Consider the following 15,610-nt stretch of genomic DNA (forward strand, 5'->3'; position numbering starts at 1 on the left):
AACGGGAAGTAGCTCAGCTTGGTAGAGTACTTGGTTTGGGACCAAGGTGTCGCAGGTTCGAATCCTGTCTTCCCGATGTTACAAATCAAAGAGTGCTCATTGGGCATTTTTTTTTGATTTTACTGTTCATAAAGTTTATTGAGACTAAGAAGCAAGGAGTACTCGTCTTTTGGGTACTCCGTGTTTTTTAGGCTCTATAATTTCTGTAGTGGGTAAATCTATTATGGAAATTATGGAGCCTTTTTGAGTGTAGAAAAACATACTAAGATTAGTAGTGAGGAAATCTCCGACGGGAGAAAGTACTCACTACTTTTTCTTTATGTTAAAGTAGAGGTGTCTTGTTAAGTCGAGAACTCTTTTGACGCTAGACGTCGCATCAAAAACTGGCAAGACACCTGTTTTAGAAAGAATGTTATCAAAGTATGTGGGACGCCAGACGTCGAGTATTGAAAATGACATCACTAAAACAAGGAATCATTCAAGACAAAGAGGTAATATCATGCGAGTAGTATTTGGGATTGACGTGAGTAAAGTAAGTTCAGAAGTAGCCATTCTAGTTAACGGCGAGAAAGTTCATGGCTATACCATGTCCAATGATGCCATTGGCTTTTCTCGGCTACTTGGCGATTTGAAAACCGTCCACAAGCCAGAAATCATCTTTGAAGCAACAGGCGTCTATTCTCGTCGTCTTCAAACTTTTCTGGATGAACATGGCTACGCTTATACACGACTCAATCCCTTAGAAGCCAAGAAGCAACTGGATAGCTTGCGTGTGAGAAAAACAGATCAAATTGACGCAGAAAAACTAGCTCAATCTCAGTTTGTACTGAATCGTAAAACGACGTATGTCCAAAAAGAAGTCTACCAAAACTTGCGGGATCTCAGCCGTTTCTATCAGAATCTGACCGAGGACATTGTTCGAGCTAAAAACCGCCTGCACAAGGCCTTACAGGTCACTTTCCCTGAATTGGAAAATATCTTGTCAACACCAACTGGTGAACAATACTGGAACCTGGTCATAGCTTTTCCTTGCAAGGACTTCGTGCTTGATTTAAGCAAGGACGAACTCTCAGAAAGCATTCGTCAATCTACTTCAAAACGGATTTCGGACAAGCGTGTAGCGTACTTAGCCGAGAAGCTGATAGCACTAGCTAATCAATCGTATTGTGCCGTCAAGAAAAACTCTCCAATGCTGGAAGAGGTCCGTTACTATACAAAAGAATTGCTTAGACTTTCTGAACAGAGACAGGCAGTCTTAGACGAAATGGTGGAACTAGCTCAGCCATTACCTGAATATGACATTCTGCGCTCTATTCCTGGAATAGCTGAGACTACTGCAACAAGTATTATTGGTGAACTGGGAGATATTCGCCGTTTTCAGTCTGCCAATCAAATCAATGCCTTTATCGGTATTGACCTGAGACACTATGAATCTGGAAACTTCATCGCTAAGGAACACATTACCAAGCGTGGCAATCCCTATGCTAGAAAGATTCTGTTCAAATGCATTCACAATATCGCTTCAGCTAGTCACACCAATCCTTGCCATATAGCAGACTTTTATGAGAAACGAAAAAGGCAATCGCAAACGACTTCTACGAAGGCACACACGATTGCCTCCATACATCGTCTCATTCGGACAATGTATTACCTCATAACGCATAACAAACTTTACGATTACACTTTAACCCAAAATCTGTAAGATTGTTTATGCAATATTATTGTAACACCTTATCAAAAATTTTCAACGTAAGGTGTTAATTTCGTCTACTCTTTTTACACGAAACTTTAGTCCAAAAGAAAACATTGACTATTGAACTCAAAATATTTTTCATCAAATACCTCGATGAACTTGACAAATGGTAGAAAAAAGTCCCATATGACCTATAATGAAAAGCAACCAAACTCACATTAGAAAGACTCATATGGAACAGCTAAATTTTATCACAAATTTTCTCAGAATAAAGACAAAAATATCCTTATCACTGATGAGTATGATATCGGAACTCACCTAGAACTATACGGTCACTTGGATTACACAGCCCCTAAATGTCCTTTTTGTAAGGGACAAATGGCTAAATACGATTTCCAAAAAGCCTCCAAAATCCCCTATCTAGAAACTGCTGGTTATCGCCTCTTTATTCACCTTAAAAAGCGTCGGTTCCAGTGTAAAGATTGCGGAAAAATAGCGGTTGCTGAAACTCCTCTTGCCAAGTAGAGCCACCAAATCTCTGTCGCTGTTAACCAGAAAATCGCCCAGTTACTCATCGAAAATCAAGCAATGACACATATTGCACACAGGCTATCTATCTCAACATCATCAGTTAGTCGAAAGCTTAATGAGTTCAAGTTTGAAACAGATTGGAATACCTTACCTGAGGTGATGAGCTGGGATGAATATGGCTTCAAGAAAGGGAAGATGAGCTTTATCGCACAAGATTTCAACTCACTGAATGTCATTACCATTCTAGACGGAAGAACTCAAGCAACCATCCGAAATCATTTTCTACGCTATCCTAGAAAGGTTAGAAATCGCGTAAAAGTCATTTTCGCCCACCTACAACTGTTGACAAAGAGCCTTTTTTAATATGAACTTTCTCTAATGGTCAATGTCGTTCTGAGTTTGATTTTTCGTGGGTGGTGGGCGGATGGATTTGCAATGATGCGGTCCAAGAGTTGCATAGCTTCAAGGCCCATTTCCTCCGTGAAAACGCTGATAGAGGAGAGTGCCGGATAGACTTGACGAGTGATGGCGGTGTCGTTGAAGGTGATGATTTGAACACGATCAGGAACCTCAATTTGCCGCTCTTGTAGGGCTCGCAAAGCACCGACAGCCAGCGTATCGTTGGCCATGAAGAAGGCTGGTGGCAGGTCGTCGCCCAATTCTTGTATTGCACGGGTCATCAGTTCGTAGCCTGACTGGGTGGAAAATTTCCCGATATAGCAGTAATTTTCTTTGTAGATGCCCAAGGTGGACAGATAGTCATGATAGCTGAGCAAGCGGGGGTCGGCAGGCAGGTCTTGTCCGTCGGAGGTCTTTTCCTGCCCGACTAGCAGTCCGATGTCAGCGATACCTTGACTGCGAAAATGATTGATGACGGTTTGAACCGAGTGGTTAAAATCAGTGGTTACACAGGAGAACCCTTCGGTCAGAGTATCACTGTCCACAAAGACCAGATGAGGAGACAAGCTGGTCAGCTCTGCTATTTGCCTAGAAGAAAATTTGCCCACTGCGATGATGCCGTTAACCTCGGCCAGGAGCGGATTGCTCAGGTCGTTGAAGGAGAGGATGAGCTGATAGCCCAGTCGGCTAGCCTCGCGCTCGATGCTGACGCGGATAGAGTAATAGTAGAGGTCGGCTAATTCCTCGCTTTCTGTGTACCATTGGACAAGTCCGATGGTGCCTTTTTGTTGGGGCGCCTGCTTTTTCAAATGTTTGGTATAGCCCATTTCTTGAGCCAAGTCTAGGATGCGTTCGCGAGTTTCTGGACTGACGGATAGGCTGTTATCTCCATTGAGAACTCTGGAAATAGTGGCGGATGAGAGCTGTGCTCTAACTGCAATTTCTTTGATAGTGACCATGGCTTTCCCCTTTCTTTTTCTTTGATTATAGCACAATAGAAAAGATTAGTAAAATTTTAGTAAATTCTTGACAAGGTCTTTTTTTAGATATAAAATAAAAGAAATCGATTACAATTCAAGGAGGTTCTTATGAACAAGGAACAAATCACACAAGCCTTTCAGGATGTATTTGGTCAAGAAGCGGACGCGGCATTCTTCTCGCCAGGTCGAATTAACCTGATTGGTGAACACACGGACTACAACGGCGGTCATGTTTTCCCAGCTGCCATTACTTTGGGGACCTATGGTGCAGCCCGCAAGCGTGATGACCAAGTCCTGCGCTTTTACTCTGCCAATTTTGAGAAATTGGGTATTATTGAGGTGGATTTGGGCAATTTAGTCTATGACAAGGCCCATAACTGGACCAACTACGCCAAGGGCGTACTTAAGTTCTTGCAGGAGGCTGGACATACGATTGACTCGGGTATGGACGTCTATATCTATGGCAATATTCCAAATGGGTCTGGCCTGTCCTCATCAGCCTCTTTGGAACTGCTGATTGGGATTATTGCGGAGGAGCTATACAAGTTAGACTTGACTCGCCTTGATTTGGTTAAAATCGGAAAATTGACGGAAAATCAGTTCATCGGGGTTAATTCAGGAATCATGGACCAATTTGCTATCGGTATGGGTGCGGACAATAAGGCGATTTACCTAGATACCAATACGTTGGAATATGACTTGGTGCCGCTGGATTTGGGCGACCATGTCATTGTTATCATGAATACCAATAAGCGCCGTGAATTGGCAGATTCTAAGTACAATGAGCGCCGTGCGGAATGTGAAAAAGCGGTGGAAGAGCTCAATTCTGTCCTCTCTATCGAGACCTTGGGTGAGTTGGACGAATGGACTTTCGACGAATATGCTTATTTGATTAAGGACGAAAACCGTCTCAAACGGGCGCGACATGCCGTTCTGGAAAATCAACGGACCTTGCAGGCTCGGGCAGCGCTTGAAGCTGGTGATTTGGCAAAATTCGGTCGTCTGGTCAATGCCTCACATGTGTCCTTGGAGCATGATTATGAAGTGACCGGTCTGGAATTAGATACGTTGGCCCATACCGCTTGGCAACAAGAGGGCGTTCTCGGGGCGAGGATGACGGGAGCAGGATTTGGTGGCTGTGGCATTGCCATTGTCCACAAGGATAAGGTAGAAGCCTTTAAGGAAAATGTTGGCAAGACCTACACAGAAGTGGTCGGCTATGCACCTAGCTTTTATGTGGCAGAAATTGCTGGCGGTTCAACCGTTTTGTAAGATGTGAAATGACGAAGGAGAGACGATGGCAAATCTGGTAGATACATTTGTGGAGCAAGCGATTGTTTATAGTGACTTTGAGGATATGGACCGTCTCTATCTGCGCAATCGGGTTTTGGCCTTGGTTGGCGAGCAGGTATTGGACATTGAGACGGAGCTGACGGATATGATTGCCCTCAAAGATGCCTTGTTGGCATCGGCTCTTGAGACAGGTCAAGTTGGGGAACTCTTGGAGGAGCAGGACATGGTTGGGGCTAGTCTGATGGACTTGGTGACACCGGCTCCTAGTCAGGTCAACCGTCAATTTTGGGCGACCTATGAAAATAGTCCGGAGCAGGCTATTGCGGATTTCTATGACCTCAGCAAGCGCAATGATTATATCAAGCTAGCAGCTGTTGCCAAAAATATCTATTACCAAGTACCGACAGATTATGGCAATCTGGAAATCACCATCAACTTGTCCAAACCAGAGAAGGATCCGAAAGCCATTGCGGCGGCCAAATTAGCAGAAGCAAGTAATTATCCTAAATGCCTGCTCTGTATGGAAAATGAGGGCTATCAGGGGCGGATCAATCATCCTGCTCGTGCGAATCACCGGATTATTCGTCTTCAGTTGGGGCAGGAGAACTGGGGCTTTCAGTATTCGCCCTATGCTTATTTTAATGAGCATGCCATTTTCCTCAATGCTGAGCATGTGCCAATGGCTATTACGCCACAGACCTTTGAGCAACTCTTGGATTTGATTGACCTTTTGCCGGGTTATTTTGTCGGTTCCAATTCGGATTTGCCGATTTCTGGTGGCTCTATCTTGACCCACAATCACTATCAGGGCGGTCGGCACACCTTCCCCATGGATGAGGCGCCGATTGAGCAGGAGCTGACGTTTACAGGCTTTGAAGGTGTACAGGCTGGACTGGTCAAGTGGCCCATGTCGGTCATCCGTTTGACTTCCAGCGATCGGACGGCGCTGCTTGGTTTGGCGGCTAAGATTTTGGAAAAATGGCGGAGCTATTCAGATGACTTGGTTGGAATTAAGGCTGAGACGAATGGAGTACCGCATCATACCATTACACCGATTGCCCGCAAGCGTGACGGTCGTTATGAGCTGGACTTGGTCCTCCGCGACAATCAGACCTCGGAGGAATTCCCAGATGGCATCTACCATCCTCATCCAGATGTTCAGCATATCAAGAAAGAAAATATCGGCTTAATTGAAGTCATGGGCTTGGCCATCTTGCCACCGCGCCTTAAGGCGGAGTTGGCCGAGGTGGAGAAATTCCTGCTGGGGCAGGACAGTCAAGTGGCAGTCTATCACCAAGACTGGGCAGACCGCTTGAAGGCCGCTCACAGCTCAATTACCGCTGAAAATGTCCAAGAGATTGTCCGCACGTCCGTGGGACAAATCTTTGCCCGTGTACTTGAAGATGCTGGCGTCTACAAACGCACACCAGAAGGCCAAGTTGCCTTTAGAAGGTTTGTCGAGTTTGTGGGGGTTGTATAATAACTTTCGAAGGGTAGGCAGACGCCTGCTCTTTTTGTTATAATAGTAAAAGTTATCAAAGGAGTAGATATGAAAAATTCAAAAATAGGGACTGTCATTACGCTTGTGGCAGGTATTGCTTGGGGTTTGTCGGGAGTCAGTGGGCAATATTTGATGACGCGTGGGGTGACGGTTGAGATGATTACGACCCTGCGTTTGGTGATTTCGGGCGTGGTTCTGCTGGGCGTGGCCTATTTGACCAGTAGGGACCAGTTGATGGCTGTTTTGAAAAATAAAAAGGCCCTGCTTGGGATTTTCCTTTTTGCCATGCTGGGCTTGGTGCTCAATCAAATCGCTTATCTACAAGCCATTTACTATACAAATGCCGGTACGGCAACGGTTTTGCAATACCTCTGTCCTATTTTGGTCTTGGGTTATACCTGTCTGCGGGACCGACAAAAGCCGACAGCGGTTGAATTGATGTCGATTGCTCTTGCTGTAGTAGGTACATTTCTGATTGCGACACACGGGCAATTGGACAAGCTGGCGGTGACACCGATTGGTCTGGCATGGGGGATTTTCTCAGCCTTCACTTACGCCCTCTATATCATCCTGCCTAGTCGCTATATTCGCCAATATGGAAGTATGGTGGTCATTGGGATTGGCATGCTGATGGGTGGTTTGGTGGCAGTTCTTGCCTTTAGGACCTGGGGCCAGAGCCTTCCCGTGGACGGTGGTAGTCTCTTGGGCATGTTGGGAATTGTTGGTGTTGGTACCATTTTTGCCTATACGGCCTTTCTCAAGGGCGTCAGCATGGTCGGTCCGGTCAAAGGCAGTCTTTTGGCTTCGATTGAGCCGGTCGCATCGGTCTTTTTTGCCGTTTGGCTAGTTAATGAGCAATTTTATCCCATTGATTTTTTGGGGATGGTGCTGATTTTGGTGGCTGTTCTACTTATTTCCCTGAAAGATTTAGTGATTTCACGAAAGAGTATTGGTTAAGATGCTCTTTTTTGTTATACTAAAAGAAAAGGCTTACAAAGGAGAAAATATGCTTAGAGAATTTTGTTCGGAGAACCATATTGACGTAGCGCGTGCCCTTTCTTTAGGGGCGCAACGAGTGGAGTTGTGCGATAATTTGGCAGTCGGTGGAACGACACCTAGCTATGCGGTGATTGATTACGTTTGTCAACTGGCCCATGAAAATAATGCGACGGTCATGACCATGATTCGCCCCCGTGGCGGGAATTTCTGTTATGATGAGGTGGAAGTGGACATGATGGTAGAAGATTGTAAGGTGGCCAAGAAACTGGGTTCGGACGGTCTGGTTTATGGTCTGTTGACCGAGGAAAATTGGCTGGACGAGGTCGCTTTGGAGAAATTATTGGCCGTGTCTGAAGGGTGCGAAGTTGTTTTTCACATGGCCTTTGATCAAATACCACGCAGGAGACAATTTGAGGCCATTGATTGGCTGGCAGCACACGGTGTGACGCGGATTTTAACGCGGGGTAATCTGTCTGGTTGTGCTTTGGAAAACATTGACTGGCTAAACGAGATTGTGACTTATGCCAAGGGAAAAATTCAAATCCTTATTGGTGGTGGATTGACGGTGAATAACGTTCCAGAATTGGTCAACAAGCTACCGATTGACCAAGTCCATGGAACAAAATTGTTTTGGTAAGAAAACTTTAAGTTTTCTTTAAGGAGGCTTCAGTATACTCTATTTATTCTTTTTCATATAATCTCCTGAAGGCGCCCGGCATTTGTCGGGTGTTTTCTTTCTTTTTTTATATTTTATCGGGGATGGAGCGAGAACTATGAGCATTGAACTATCTGTAGATTGGAGACAAAGAATGCTGTTACTATTGAGTTAGTTTGAAAGGGGTGACTGACTTCAGATAAGCTGATTGAAATGTTATGAGAGTCAGGGGTTATTCGTTCTGGCTCTCCAAATCCTATACAAGCCTCAGAATATTTGTTATACTAAGAATAGAAAGAACATTTGGAGGTTTCTATGAAGAGGGTAAAATATCTTGGTCTGCTCTTGGGGGCTATGACATTTCTAGCTGCTTGTCAGCCAGCAGATTTGCAGTCCACTACTACTGAGACAGAAACGTCTACTCAAACTTCTGCTCCAACGGAATCAGAAGAGATATCGGTTGGTTCAAGTGAGCAAGAGGCGGGGTCTTCTGCTCAGCAAGGTTTTTCCTTACCAGTAATTTATCAGGACGTCATCGGAAATTACCAAGCTAGTCTTGCCCAACCAGAAGCTATCAATCCCGAACAGGTCAGCACCCAATTAGTCTTGGTTCATCAGCCGGAAATCTATGCTGGCGCTTTCTATAGCCTGTATGATTTTAACCAAGATGGGGTTGAAGATCTGATTATTGCTCTGAAAAAATCAGATAGTTATGTGCTGATTGACCTCTATACTCTGTATGGTGGAGGGGACCTCTTACGCCTGGTTGACAGTTTCCGTCATATCGGTCCTGAAATAGGTGAGGAGGCCATTCTCCGTCCCCTACAAGATGGTAGCTATCTTTATGAGGTTGCTGGTCAATCCAAGCTCTATCAATATGACGAACATATTCCGGGATTGGGTCCTGTTCCTGAGATAGAAGCAGAATCACCAGTTTTTGATCTGAACAGTTTGACCTGGATTCAGATAGAAGCACAATAGTGAAAGGCTTGAGTTGATGCTCAGGCCTTTGGTTTTCTATCCATGTTGGGAAGATTGATTTTGTATTTGATGACTAGCAGTCGGATAATCAAAGAGATGACAAATATAGTAATAAAGGTAGGAATTTGAGGTAGTTGCCAATTGACCACACAGATATGGTAAATCATACCGGAAAATAGGGCCAAGACAGCATAAACGTCCTCTCGAAGGACAATAGGGGTCTCATTGACCAATAAGTCTCGGACAATGCCACCACCAACTCCAGTCAGGGTCGCAAGAATACCTGTTGTCACAGCATTTAGCTGTAACTCTATGCCAGTGTTGGCCCCGATTAGGGCGAAAATCGCCAGACCTATCGCGTCGAAGATGAGGTTGGTTTGGGCAAGGAGAATCAGGGCCCGCTTGTCAAGAGGTGTATCCTGTCGGATATGAATGGCGCAGAGATAGAGTAGAATGGCCACGACAACGGATAAGTAGATGGCTGAAGGGTCCGTCAGAGCAGTTGGAATACGATTGGCCATGATATCTCGAATAATACCACCTCCCACAGCTGTCATCAGACTGAGGAGAGAAATCCCAAATATATCTAGTTTTTTTCTGAAACCTTTAACGGCACCTGAAACAGCAAAAGCGATTGTCCCTATGTAGTTACAAATGATAAGAAATAGCTCAAAATCCATACCTACCTCCACCTCTAGTTTACCATAGAAACAATTGGAAGTTCAAGAGAAAAAAAGTTTGTGATAAAAAGAACTTTATCAGGTGTGTCCTTGTCGATATTTTTGTGAAAAAGTGAACGAAATCAAGGTTTTCAGAAAGTTTACAAGAAAATAGAAAACGGTTCAAAAATTTGCCATTTGTGAAAAAAAGGTCTATCATAGTAAGGAAAGAGAAAAAACCTTTGGAGGAAATTATGGTATCTATTTCAAAAGAGCAACATTTGGATATGTTCTTGAAAATGCAGCAAATTCGTGATGTTGACATGAAGTTGAACAAATTAGTGCGTCGTGGCTTTGTACAAGGTATGACTCACTTCTCAGTTGGTGAAGAAGCAGCAGCGGTTGGTCCGATTGCTAGCTTGACAGACCAAGATATTATCTTCTCTCACCACCGTGGTCACGGTCACGTTATTGCAAAAGGTATTGATATCAACGGTATGATGGCAGAGCTTGCTGGTAAGGCAACTGGTACATCTAAAGGCCGAGGTGGTTCCATGCACTTGGCCAACGTTGAAAAAGGGAACTTCGGTTCTAACGGTATCGTAGGTGGTGGTTATGCCCTGGCTGTTGGTGCGGCTTTGACCCAACAATACCTTGGTACAGATAATATCGTTATCGCCTTCTCAGGTGACTCAGCGACTAACGAAGGTTCTTTCCATGAGTCAATGAACTTGGCAGCTGTTTGGAATTTGCCAGTTATCTTCTTTATCACAAACAACCGCTACGGTATCTCAACTGATATTTCTTACTCCACCAAGATTCCTCACCTTTACCTTCGTGCAGCGGCTTACGGTATGCCAGGTCACTATATCGAAGATGGTAACGATGTGGTTGCTGTTTACGAGAAAATGCAAGAAGTTATCGAATATGTTCGTGCAGGTAACGGTCCAGCCATGGTTGAGGTTGAATCTTATCGTTGGTTTGGTCACTCAACAGCCGATGCTGGTGTTTACCGTACAAAAGAAGAAGTTAACGAGTGGAAAGCAAAAGATCCGCTTAAGAAATACCGCAAGTATTTGACTGAAAACAAAATTGCTACCGACGAAGAATTGGATGCAATCGAAGCACAAGTTGCAGAGCAAGTAGAAGCAGCTGTGAAATTCGCACAAGAAAGCCCAGATCCAGATATTTCAATTGCATACGAAGACGTTTTTGTGGACTAGTCTACAGTCTAGATTGAAGAAAAATTTTTTATAAGTAGGAGAAATTGTAAAAATGGCTGAAACAAAAGTAATGGCCTTGCGTGAAGCGATTAACTTGGCTCAAAGCGAAGAAATGCGTAAGGATGAAAAAGTATTCTTGATGGGTGAAGACGTCGGTATCTACGGCGGTGACTTCGGTACATCTGTTGGTATGTTGGATGAATTTGGTCCAAAACGCGTTCGCGACACGCCTATCTCTGAGGCAGCAATTGCTGGTTCTGCAGTTGGTGCGGCTCAAACTGGTCTTCGTCCAATCGTTGACTTGACCTTCATGGACTTCGTAACCATTGCCCTTGATGCGATTGTTAACCAAGCTGCTAAAACAAACTACATGTTTGGTGGTGGTTTGAAGACACCTGTAACTTTCCGTGTGGCTTCAGGTTCAGGTATCGGTTCTGCTGCCCAGCACTCACAATCTCTTGAAGCTTGGTTGACGCACATCCCAGGTATCAAGGTTGTCGCACCTGGTACAGCTAACGATGCAAAAGGTCTATTGAAATCATCTATCCTTGATAACAACCCAGTTATCTTCTTGGAGCCAAAAGCTCTTTACGGTAAAAAAGAAGAAGTCAACTTGGATCCAGATTTCTACATTCCACTTGGTAAAGGGGACATCAAGCGCGAAGGTACAGATGTGACTATCATCTCCTACGGACGTATGCTTGAGCGTGCAATCCAAGCTGCTGATGAAGTGGCTGCAGAAGGCATCAGCGTTGAAGTGGTTGACCCACGTACCCTTATCCCATTGGATAAAGAATTGATCATCGAATCAGTGAAGAAAACTGGTAAGGTTATCTTGGTCAACGATGCTTACAAAACAGGTGGTTTCATCGGTGAAATCGCATCAATCATCACTGAAAGTGAAGCCTTTGACTACTTGGATGCACCAATCATCCGTATCGCTTCAGACGATGTACCAGTTCCTTACGCAAACGTTCTTGAAAATGCTGTATTGCCAAACGTAGAGAAAATCAAAGCGGCAATCTACAAACAAGTTAACAAGGGTTAAGAGAAAATCTTGTTATAAACAAGAATGAAACGTAAGAAACTGAAAGAAAGGAATTGAACCCGGCCGGAGAGTTGGGGAATCAGGAATTTTTAGGAATTTCTCATTTCCAGTCACTCTCTGTTGGGCCCTGGTATCTTAAATATGGCAATTGAAATTATTATGCCTAAGCTCGGTGTGGACATGCAAGAAGGTGAAATCATTGAGTGGAAAAAACAGGAAGGCGATTTCGTCAATGAAGGCGACGTCATCTTGGAAATGATGTCTGATAAAACCAGCATGGAATTGGAAGCTGAAGAGTCAGGCGTTCTCTTGAAAATTGTGCATGGAAATGGTGCGACAGTTCCGGTAACGGAAGTCATTGCCTATCTCGGCGCAGAAGGTGAAACAGTGGAAGCGGCTGGTAGCTCTGCTCCAGCGGTTGAGCCAGCAGCAGCTATCGAAGAAGTTCCTGCTAGCCGTACACCGGTTATTGTAACTCCAGTAGTGGCTGCGAAACCGCAAGGTGGTGGTAAAGTTCGTGCAACTCCAGCAGCTCGTAAATTGGCGCGTGATTTGGGTATCGACCTTGGTTTAGTACCTGGTACGGGTGCCAATGGTCGTGTCCACAAGTCTGACGTTGAAGACTTCAAAGGTGCGGCTCCTAAGGCTACTCCACTTGCAGCTCGTATTGCAGCTGACCTGGGTGTTGATTTGACAACTGTGACAGGAACAGGTGTCAACGGTAAAATCAAGAAAGAAGACGTTCTTGCCCTTGTTGCACCAGCTCCAGCGGTTGAAGCAGCAGCTAGTCCTAAAGCAGAAGAAAAATCAGTCAAAGAATTGCCAGAAGGCGTTGAAATCATCAAGATGAGTCCAATGCGTAAGGCTATTTCGAAAGGTATGGTTAACTCTTACTTGACTGCACCAACCTTCACGCTGAACTACGACATTGACATGACCAACCTCATGGCACTTCGTAAGCAGGTTCTTGAACCAATCATGAACAAGACAGGTCTTAAAGTAACCTTCACAGACTTGATCAGTCTTGCAGTTGTTCGTACGCTTATGAAAGAAGAACACCGTTACATGAATGCGTCTCTCATCAACGATGCTCAAGAAATCGAATTGCACAAGTTCGTTAACCTTGGTATCGCTGTTGGTATGGATGGAGGTCTGGTTGTACCAGTTGTTCACGGTGCAGATAAGATGAGCTTGTCTGAATTCGTGGTTGCATCCAAAGATGTCATCAAGAAAGCGCAATCTGGTAAGTTGAAGGGTGCTGAAATGTCTGGTTCGACATTCTCTATCACAAACTTGGGTATGTTTGGAACTAAGACCTTTAACCCAATCATCAACCAACCAAACTCTGCTATCCTTGGTGTGGCGTCAACGGTTCAAACACCGGTTGTCATCGACGGTGAAATCAAAATCCGTCCAATCATGGCACTCTGCTTGACCATTGACCACCGTATTGTTGATGGTATGAACGGCGCGAAATTCATGGTTGACCTCAAGAACTTGTTGGAAAACCCGCTTGAATTGTTGATCTAAGATAAGATCTCCATTGGTTTAAACTAGAGAATTAGATTTCTGATTAGAAAACAAAGAAAGGATGTAGAACGGGTTCGTGACATTTGAACACGAACTAAATGCTCGGAATTTAGATAGTCCGCCTTGGATGTGAACATCCTGCTTTGGACTCCTAAAATTTAGTCGCATTTGGACGTTCTTTGTATCATAATTATGGCAATTGAAATTATTATGCCGAAACTCGGTGTGGACATGCAAGAAGGTGAAATCATCGAGTGGAAAAAAGCTGAAGGTGATTTCGTCAATGAAGGCGATGTGATTTTGGAAATGATGTCTGACAAGACTAGCATGGAGCTAGAAGCTGAAGATTCAGGTGTTCTTTTGAAAATCGTTCATGGTAACGGTGCGACTGTTCCTGTAACAGAAGTTATCGCTTACCTTGGTGCAGAAGGTGAAACAGTTGAAGCAGGTAGCGGTGCTGCTCCAGCAGCGGCTGAAGTCGCTCAAGCAACTGCTGATTTGAAAGCAGCTGGCTTGGAAGTTCCTGGAGCACCTGCTGCAGCTGCTCCACAAGCTCCTAAGGCAGAATTGGCTGCGGATGAGTACGACATGGTCGTAGTCGGTGGTGGTCCTGCTGGTTACTACGCGGCTATCCGTGGTGCTCAATTGGGCGGTAAAATCGCTATCGTTGAGAAATCAGAATTTGGTGGTACCTGCTTGAACAAGGGATGTATCCCAACGAAGACCTACCTCAAAAACGCGGAAATCCTTGACGGCTTGAAGATTGCGGCTGAGCGTGGTATCAACCTTGCTTCAACTAACTACACAGTTGATATGGACAAGACAGTTGACTTCAAGAACAAGGTTGTGAAGACCTTGACAGGCGGTGTAGCAGGTCTCTTGAAAGCCAATAAGGTAACCATCTTCAACGGTCTTGGTCAAGTAAACCCTGACAAGACTGTTGTCATCGGCGACAAGGTTATCAAAGGTCGTAGCATCGTTCTTGCAACAGGTTCTAAGGTATCCCGCATCAATATCCCAGGTATCGATTCTAAGTTGGTATTGACGTCTGATGATATCCTTGACTTGCGTGAAATTCCTAAGTCACTCACTGTTATGGGTGGCGGCGTAGTCGGTGTAGAACTTGGTTTGGTTTACGCATCATACGGCACAGAAGTAACAGTTGTTGAGATGGCAGACCGTATCATTCCAGGTATGGACCGCGAAGTGTCTGTTGAATTGCAAAAAGTCCTTTCTAAGAAAGGTATGAAATTCTTGACCTCAGTTGGTGTATCTGAAATCGTTGAAGCTAACAACCAGTTGACCATCAAATTGAACGACGGCTCAGAAATCGTTTCTGAAAAAGCCCTTCTTTCAATCGGTCGTGTACCACAATTGGCTGGTCTTGAAAATCTTAACCTTGAACTAGACCGCGGTCGTATCAAGGTTAACGAGTACCAAGAAACATCTATCCCAGGTATCTACGCACCAGGTGATGTCAACGGTACTAAGATGTTGGCCCACGCTGCTTACCGTATGGGTGAAGTGGCAGCTGAAAATGCCATCCATGGTAACCACCACAAGGCTAAATTGGATTTCACACCAGCAGCGGTTTACACACACCCAGAAATCGCTATGGTTGGTTTGACAGAAGACCAGGCTATCGAGAAATACGGTAAAGAAAACATCCTTATCGGTCGCAACAGCTTCACTGGTAACGGTCGTGCCATCGCTTCTAATGAAGCACATGGTTTCGTAAAAGTGATTGCTGATAAGAAATACCATGAAATCCTTGGTGTTCATATCATCGGTCCAGTTGCAGCTGAAATGATCAACGAAGCAGCAACTATCATGGAATCTGAGTTGACAGTTGATGACGTGGCAGCATCCATCCACGGTCACCCAACCTTCTCAGAAGTGATGTACGAAGCCTTCCTTGATGTGCTTGGTGTTGCGATCCACAACCCACCAAAACGTAAATAATCATCACACAGGATTGGACCTTGTCCAGTCCTTTTTTGTGTAGAGTTGAAAATCCGAATATCCGAATATTTTAAAAAAATTCTGAAAAAAAGATTGACATATAGAAATAATAGTGTAAAATAATAGCAATCAGAAGAAGTAGACTTCAGGTTTGTT

12 protein-coding genes, 1 tRNA gene and 1 pseudogene are annotated in these 15,610 nt (G+C 44.5%); 12 read left to right on the top strand and 2 right to left on the bottom strand.

What is annotated here, in order from left to right:
- Positions 1 to 2 precede the first annotated feature (2 nt).
- The 3 genes and pseudogenes from ACHBIE_RS03135 to ACHBIE_RS03145 form a co-directional block, all read left to right on the top strand.
- Positions 3 to 76, top strand: a tRNA-Pro gene (locus ACHBIE_RS03135).
- 423 nt (positions 77 to 499) lie between these two features.
- Positions 500 to 1,702 carry an IS110 family transposase gene (locus ACHBIE_RS03140; RefSeq protein ID WP_394732694.1) on the top strand — a complete coding sequence of 401 codons (1,203 nt, stop codon included), beginning with the start codon at positions 500 to 502 and terminating at the stop codon, positions 1,700 to 1,702.
- A 223-nt stretch (positions 1,703 to 1,925) separates the two neighbouring features.
- Positions 1,926 to 2,584, top strand: a pseudogene (locus ACHBIE_RS03145) (transposase family protein); the annotation flags it as partial.
- Here ACHBIE_RS03145 and ACHBIE_RS03150 read toward each other — a convergent pair.
- Complete coding sequence (locus ACHBIE_RS03150) at positions 2,584 to 3,582, bottom strand: LacI family DNA-binding transcriptional regulator (protein ID WP_394732695.1); 999 nt, start codon at positions 3,580 to 3,582, stop codon at positions 2,584 to 2,586. The pseudogene ACHBIE_RS03145 and the gene ACHBIE_RS03150 sit on opposite strands and share 1 nt — an antisense overlap.
- 129 nt (positions 3,583 to 3,711) lie before the next feature.
- Here ACHBIE_RS03150 and ACHBIE_RS03155 point away from each other — a divergent pair, with 129 nt between their 5' ends.
- From ACHBIE_RS03155 to ACHBIE_RS03175, 5 genes are all read left to right on the top strand, one after another.
- On the top strand, positions 3,712 to 4,875 hold the full coding sequence (locus tag ACHBIE_RS03155) for a galactokinase (protein WP_394732696.1): 1,164 nt from the start codon (positions 3,712 to 3,714) through the stop codon (positions 4,873 to 4,875).
- Between the two features lie 25 nt (positions 4,876 to 4,900).
- Complete coding sequence (galT, locus tag ACHBIE_RS03160) at positions 4,901 to 6,376, top strand: UDP-glucose--hexose-1-phosphate uridylyltransferase (protein WP_394732697.1); 1,476 nt, start codon at positions 4,901 to 4,903, stop codon at positions 6,374 to 6,376.
- Between the two features lie 69 nt (positions 6,377 to 6,445).
- A complete protein-coding gene (locus tag ACHBIE_RS03165) occupies positions 6,446 to 7,354 on the top strand; it encodes a DMT family transporter (RefSeq protein ID WP_394732698.1) in 909 nt (302 codons plus the stop codon).
- A gap of 49 nt (positions 7,355 to 7,403) precedes the next feature.
- Positions 7,404 to 8,033, top strand: coding sequence for a copper homeostasis protein CutC (locus ACHBIE_RS03170; protein WP_394732699.1), 630 nt, complete (start codon positions 7,404 to 7,406; stop codon positions 8,031 to 8,033).
- A 333-nt stretch (positions 8,034 to 8,366) separates the two neighbouring features.
- Positions 8,367 to 9,032 (top strand): colicin lysis protein, encoded by a 666-nt coding sequence (locus tag ACHBIE_RS03175; protein WP_105111448.1) that lies wholly within the window; start codon positions 8,367 to 8,369, stop codon positions 9,030 to 9,032.
- A gap of 20 nt (positions 9,033 to 9,052) precedes the next feature.
- On the opposite strand, the gene ACHBIE_RS03180 is transcribed toward ACHBIE_RS03175, so the two are convergent.
- Positions 9,053 to 9,712, bottom strand: a complete 660-nt coding sequence (locus ACHBIE_RS03180; RefSeq protein ID WP_105123388.1) for a trimeric intracellular cation channel family protein — start codon at positions 9,710 to 9,712, stop codon at positions 9,053 to 9,055.
- A 233-nt stretch (positions 9,713 to 9,945) separates the two neighbouring features.
- On the opposite strand from ACHBIE_RS03180, the gene ACHBIE_RS03185 reads away from it, so the two are divergent.
- The 4 genes from ACHBIE_RS03185 to lpdA all read left to right on the top strand — a co-directional run bounded on the left by ACHBIE_RS03185 (position 9,946) and on the right by lpdA (position 15,454).
- The gene (locus ACHBIE_RS03185; RefSeq protein WP_105111446.1) at positions 9,946 to 10,914 is read left to right on the top strand and encodes a thiamine pyrophosphate-dependent dehydrogenase E1 component subunit alpha; all 969 of its coding nucleotides are present in this window, start codon (positions 9,946 to 9,948) and stop codon (positions 10,912 to 10,914) included.
- Positions 10,915 to 10,966: 52 nt separating this feature from the next.
- Positions 10,967 to 11,962: an alpha-ketoacid dehydrogenase subunit beta gene (locus tag ACHBIE_RS03190; protein WP_105111445.1), complete on the top strand. Its 996-nt coding sequence runs from the start codon at positions 10,967 to 10,969 to the stop codon at positions 11,960 to 11,962.
- A 141-nt stretch (positions 11,963 to 12,103) separates the two neighbouring features.
- On the top strand, positions 12,104 to 13,492 hold the full coding sequence (locus tag ACHBIE_RS03195) for a dihydrolipoamide acetyltransferase (protein WP_105111454.1): 1,389 nt from the start codon (positions 12,104 to 12,106) through the stop codon (positions 13,490 to 13,492).
- A gap of 192 nt (positions 13,493 to 13,684) precedes the next feature.
- Complete coding sequence (gene lpdA / locus ACHBIE_RS03200; RefSeq protein WP_105160103.1) at positions 13,685 to 15,454, top strand: dihydrolipoyl dehydrogenase; 1,770 nt, start codon at positions 13,685 to 13,687, stop codon at positions 15,452 to 15,454.
- The last annotated feature ends 156 nt before the right edge of the window (positions 15,455 to 15,610 follow it).

Origin of the sequence: Streptococcus sp. A23, from assembly GCF_043674155.1 — a bacterium.
Taxonomy (GTDB): domain Bacteria; phylum Bacillota; class Bacilli; order Lactobacillales; family Streptococcaceae; genus Streptococcus; species Streptococcus suis_V.

Excerpts from the sequence above, each read along its gene's own strand:
- ACHBIE_RS03165 (WP_394732698.1), top strand. The coding sequence starts at position 6,446 with ATGAAAAATTCAAAAATAGGGACTGTCATTACGCTTGTGGCAGGTATT.
- lpdA (WP_105160103.1), top strand. The coding sequence starts at position 13,685 with ATGGCAATTGAAATTATTATGCCGAAACTCGGTGTGGACATGCAAGAA.
- ACHBIE_RS03155 (WP_394732696.1), top strand. The coding sequence starts at position 3,712 with ATGAACAAGGAACAAATCACACAAGCCTTTCAGGATGTATTTGGTCAA.
- ACHBIE_RS03175 (WP_105111448.1), top strand. The coding sequence starts at position 8,367 with ATGAAGAGGGTAAAATATCTTGGTCTGCTCTTGGGGGCTATGACATTT.
- ACHBIE_RS03185 (WP_105111446.1), top strand. The coding sequence starts at position 9,946 with ATGGTATCTATTTCAAAAGAGCAACATTTGGATATGTTCTTGAAAATG.
- ACHBIE_RS03170 (WP_394732699.1), top strand. The coding sequence starts at position 7,404 with ATGCTTAGAGAATTTTGTTCGGAGAACCATATTGACGTAGCGCGTGCC.
- ACHBIE_RS03195 (WP_105111454.1), top strand. The coding sequence starts at position 12,104 with ATGGCAATTGAAATTATTATGCCTAAGCTCGGTGTGGACATGCAAGAA.
- ACHBIE_RS03150 (WP_394732695.1), bottom strand. The coding sequence starts at position 3,582 with ATGGTCACTATCAAAGAAATTGCAGTTAGAGCACAGCTCTCATCCGCC.
- galT (WP_394732697.1), top strand. The coding sequence starts at position 4,901 with ATGGCAAATCTGGTAGATACATTTGTGGAGCAAGCGATTGTTTATAGT.
- ACHBIE_RS03190 (WP_105111445.1), top strand. The coding sequence starts at position 10,967 with ATGGCTGAAACAAAAGTAATGGCCTTGCGTGAAGCGATTAACTTGGCT.
- ACHBIE_RS03180 (WP_105123388.1), bottom strand. The coding sequence starts at position 9,712 with ATGGATTTTGAGCTATTTCTTATCATTTGTAACTACATAGGGACAATC.
- ACHBIE_RS03140 (WP_394732694.1), top strand. The coding sequence starts at position 500 with ATGCGAGTAGTATTTGGGATTGACGTGAGTAAAGTAAGTTCAGAAGTA.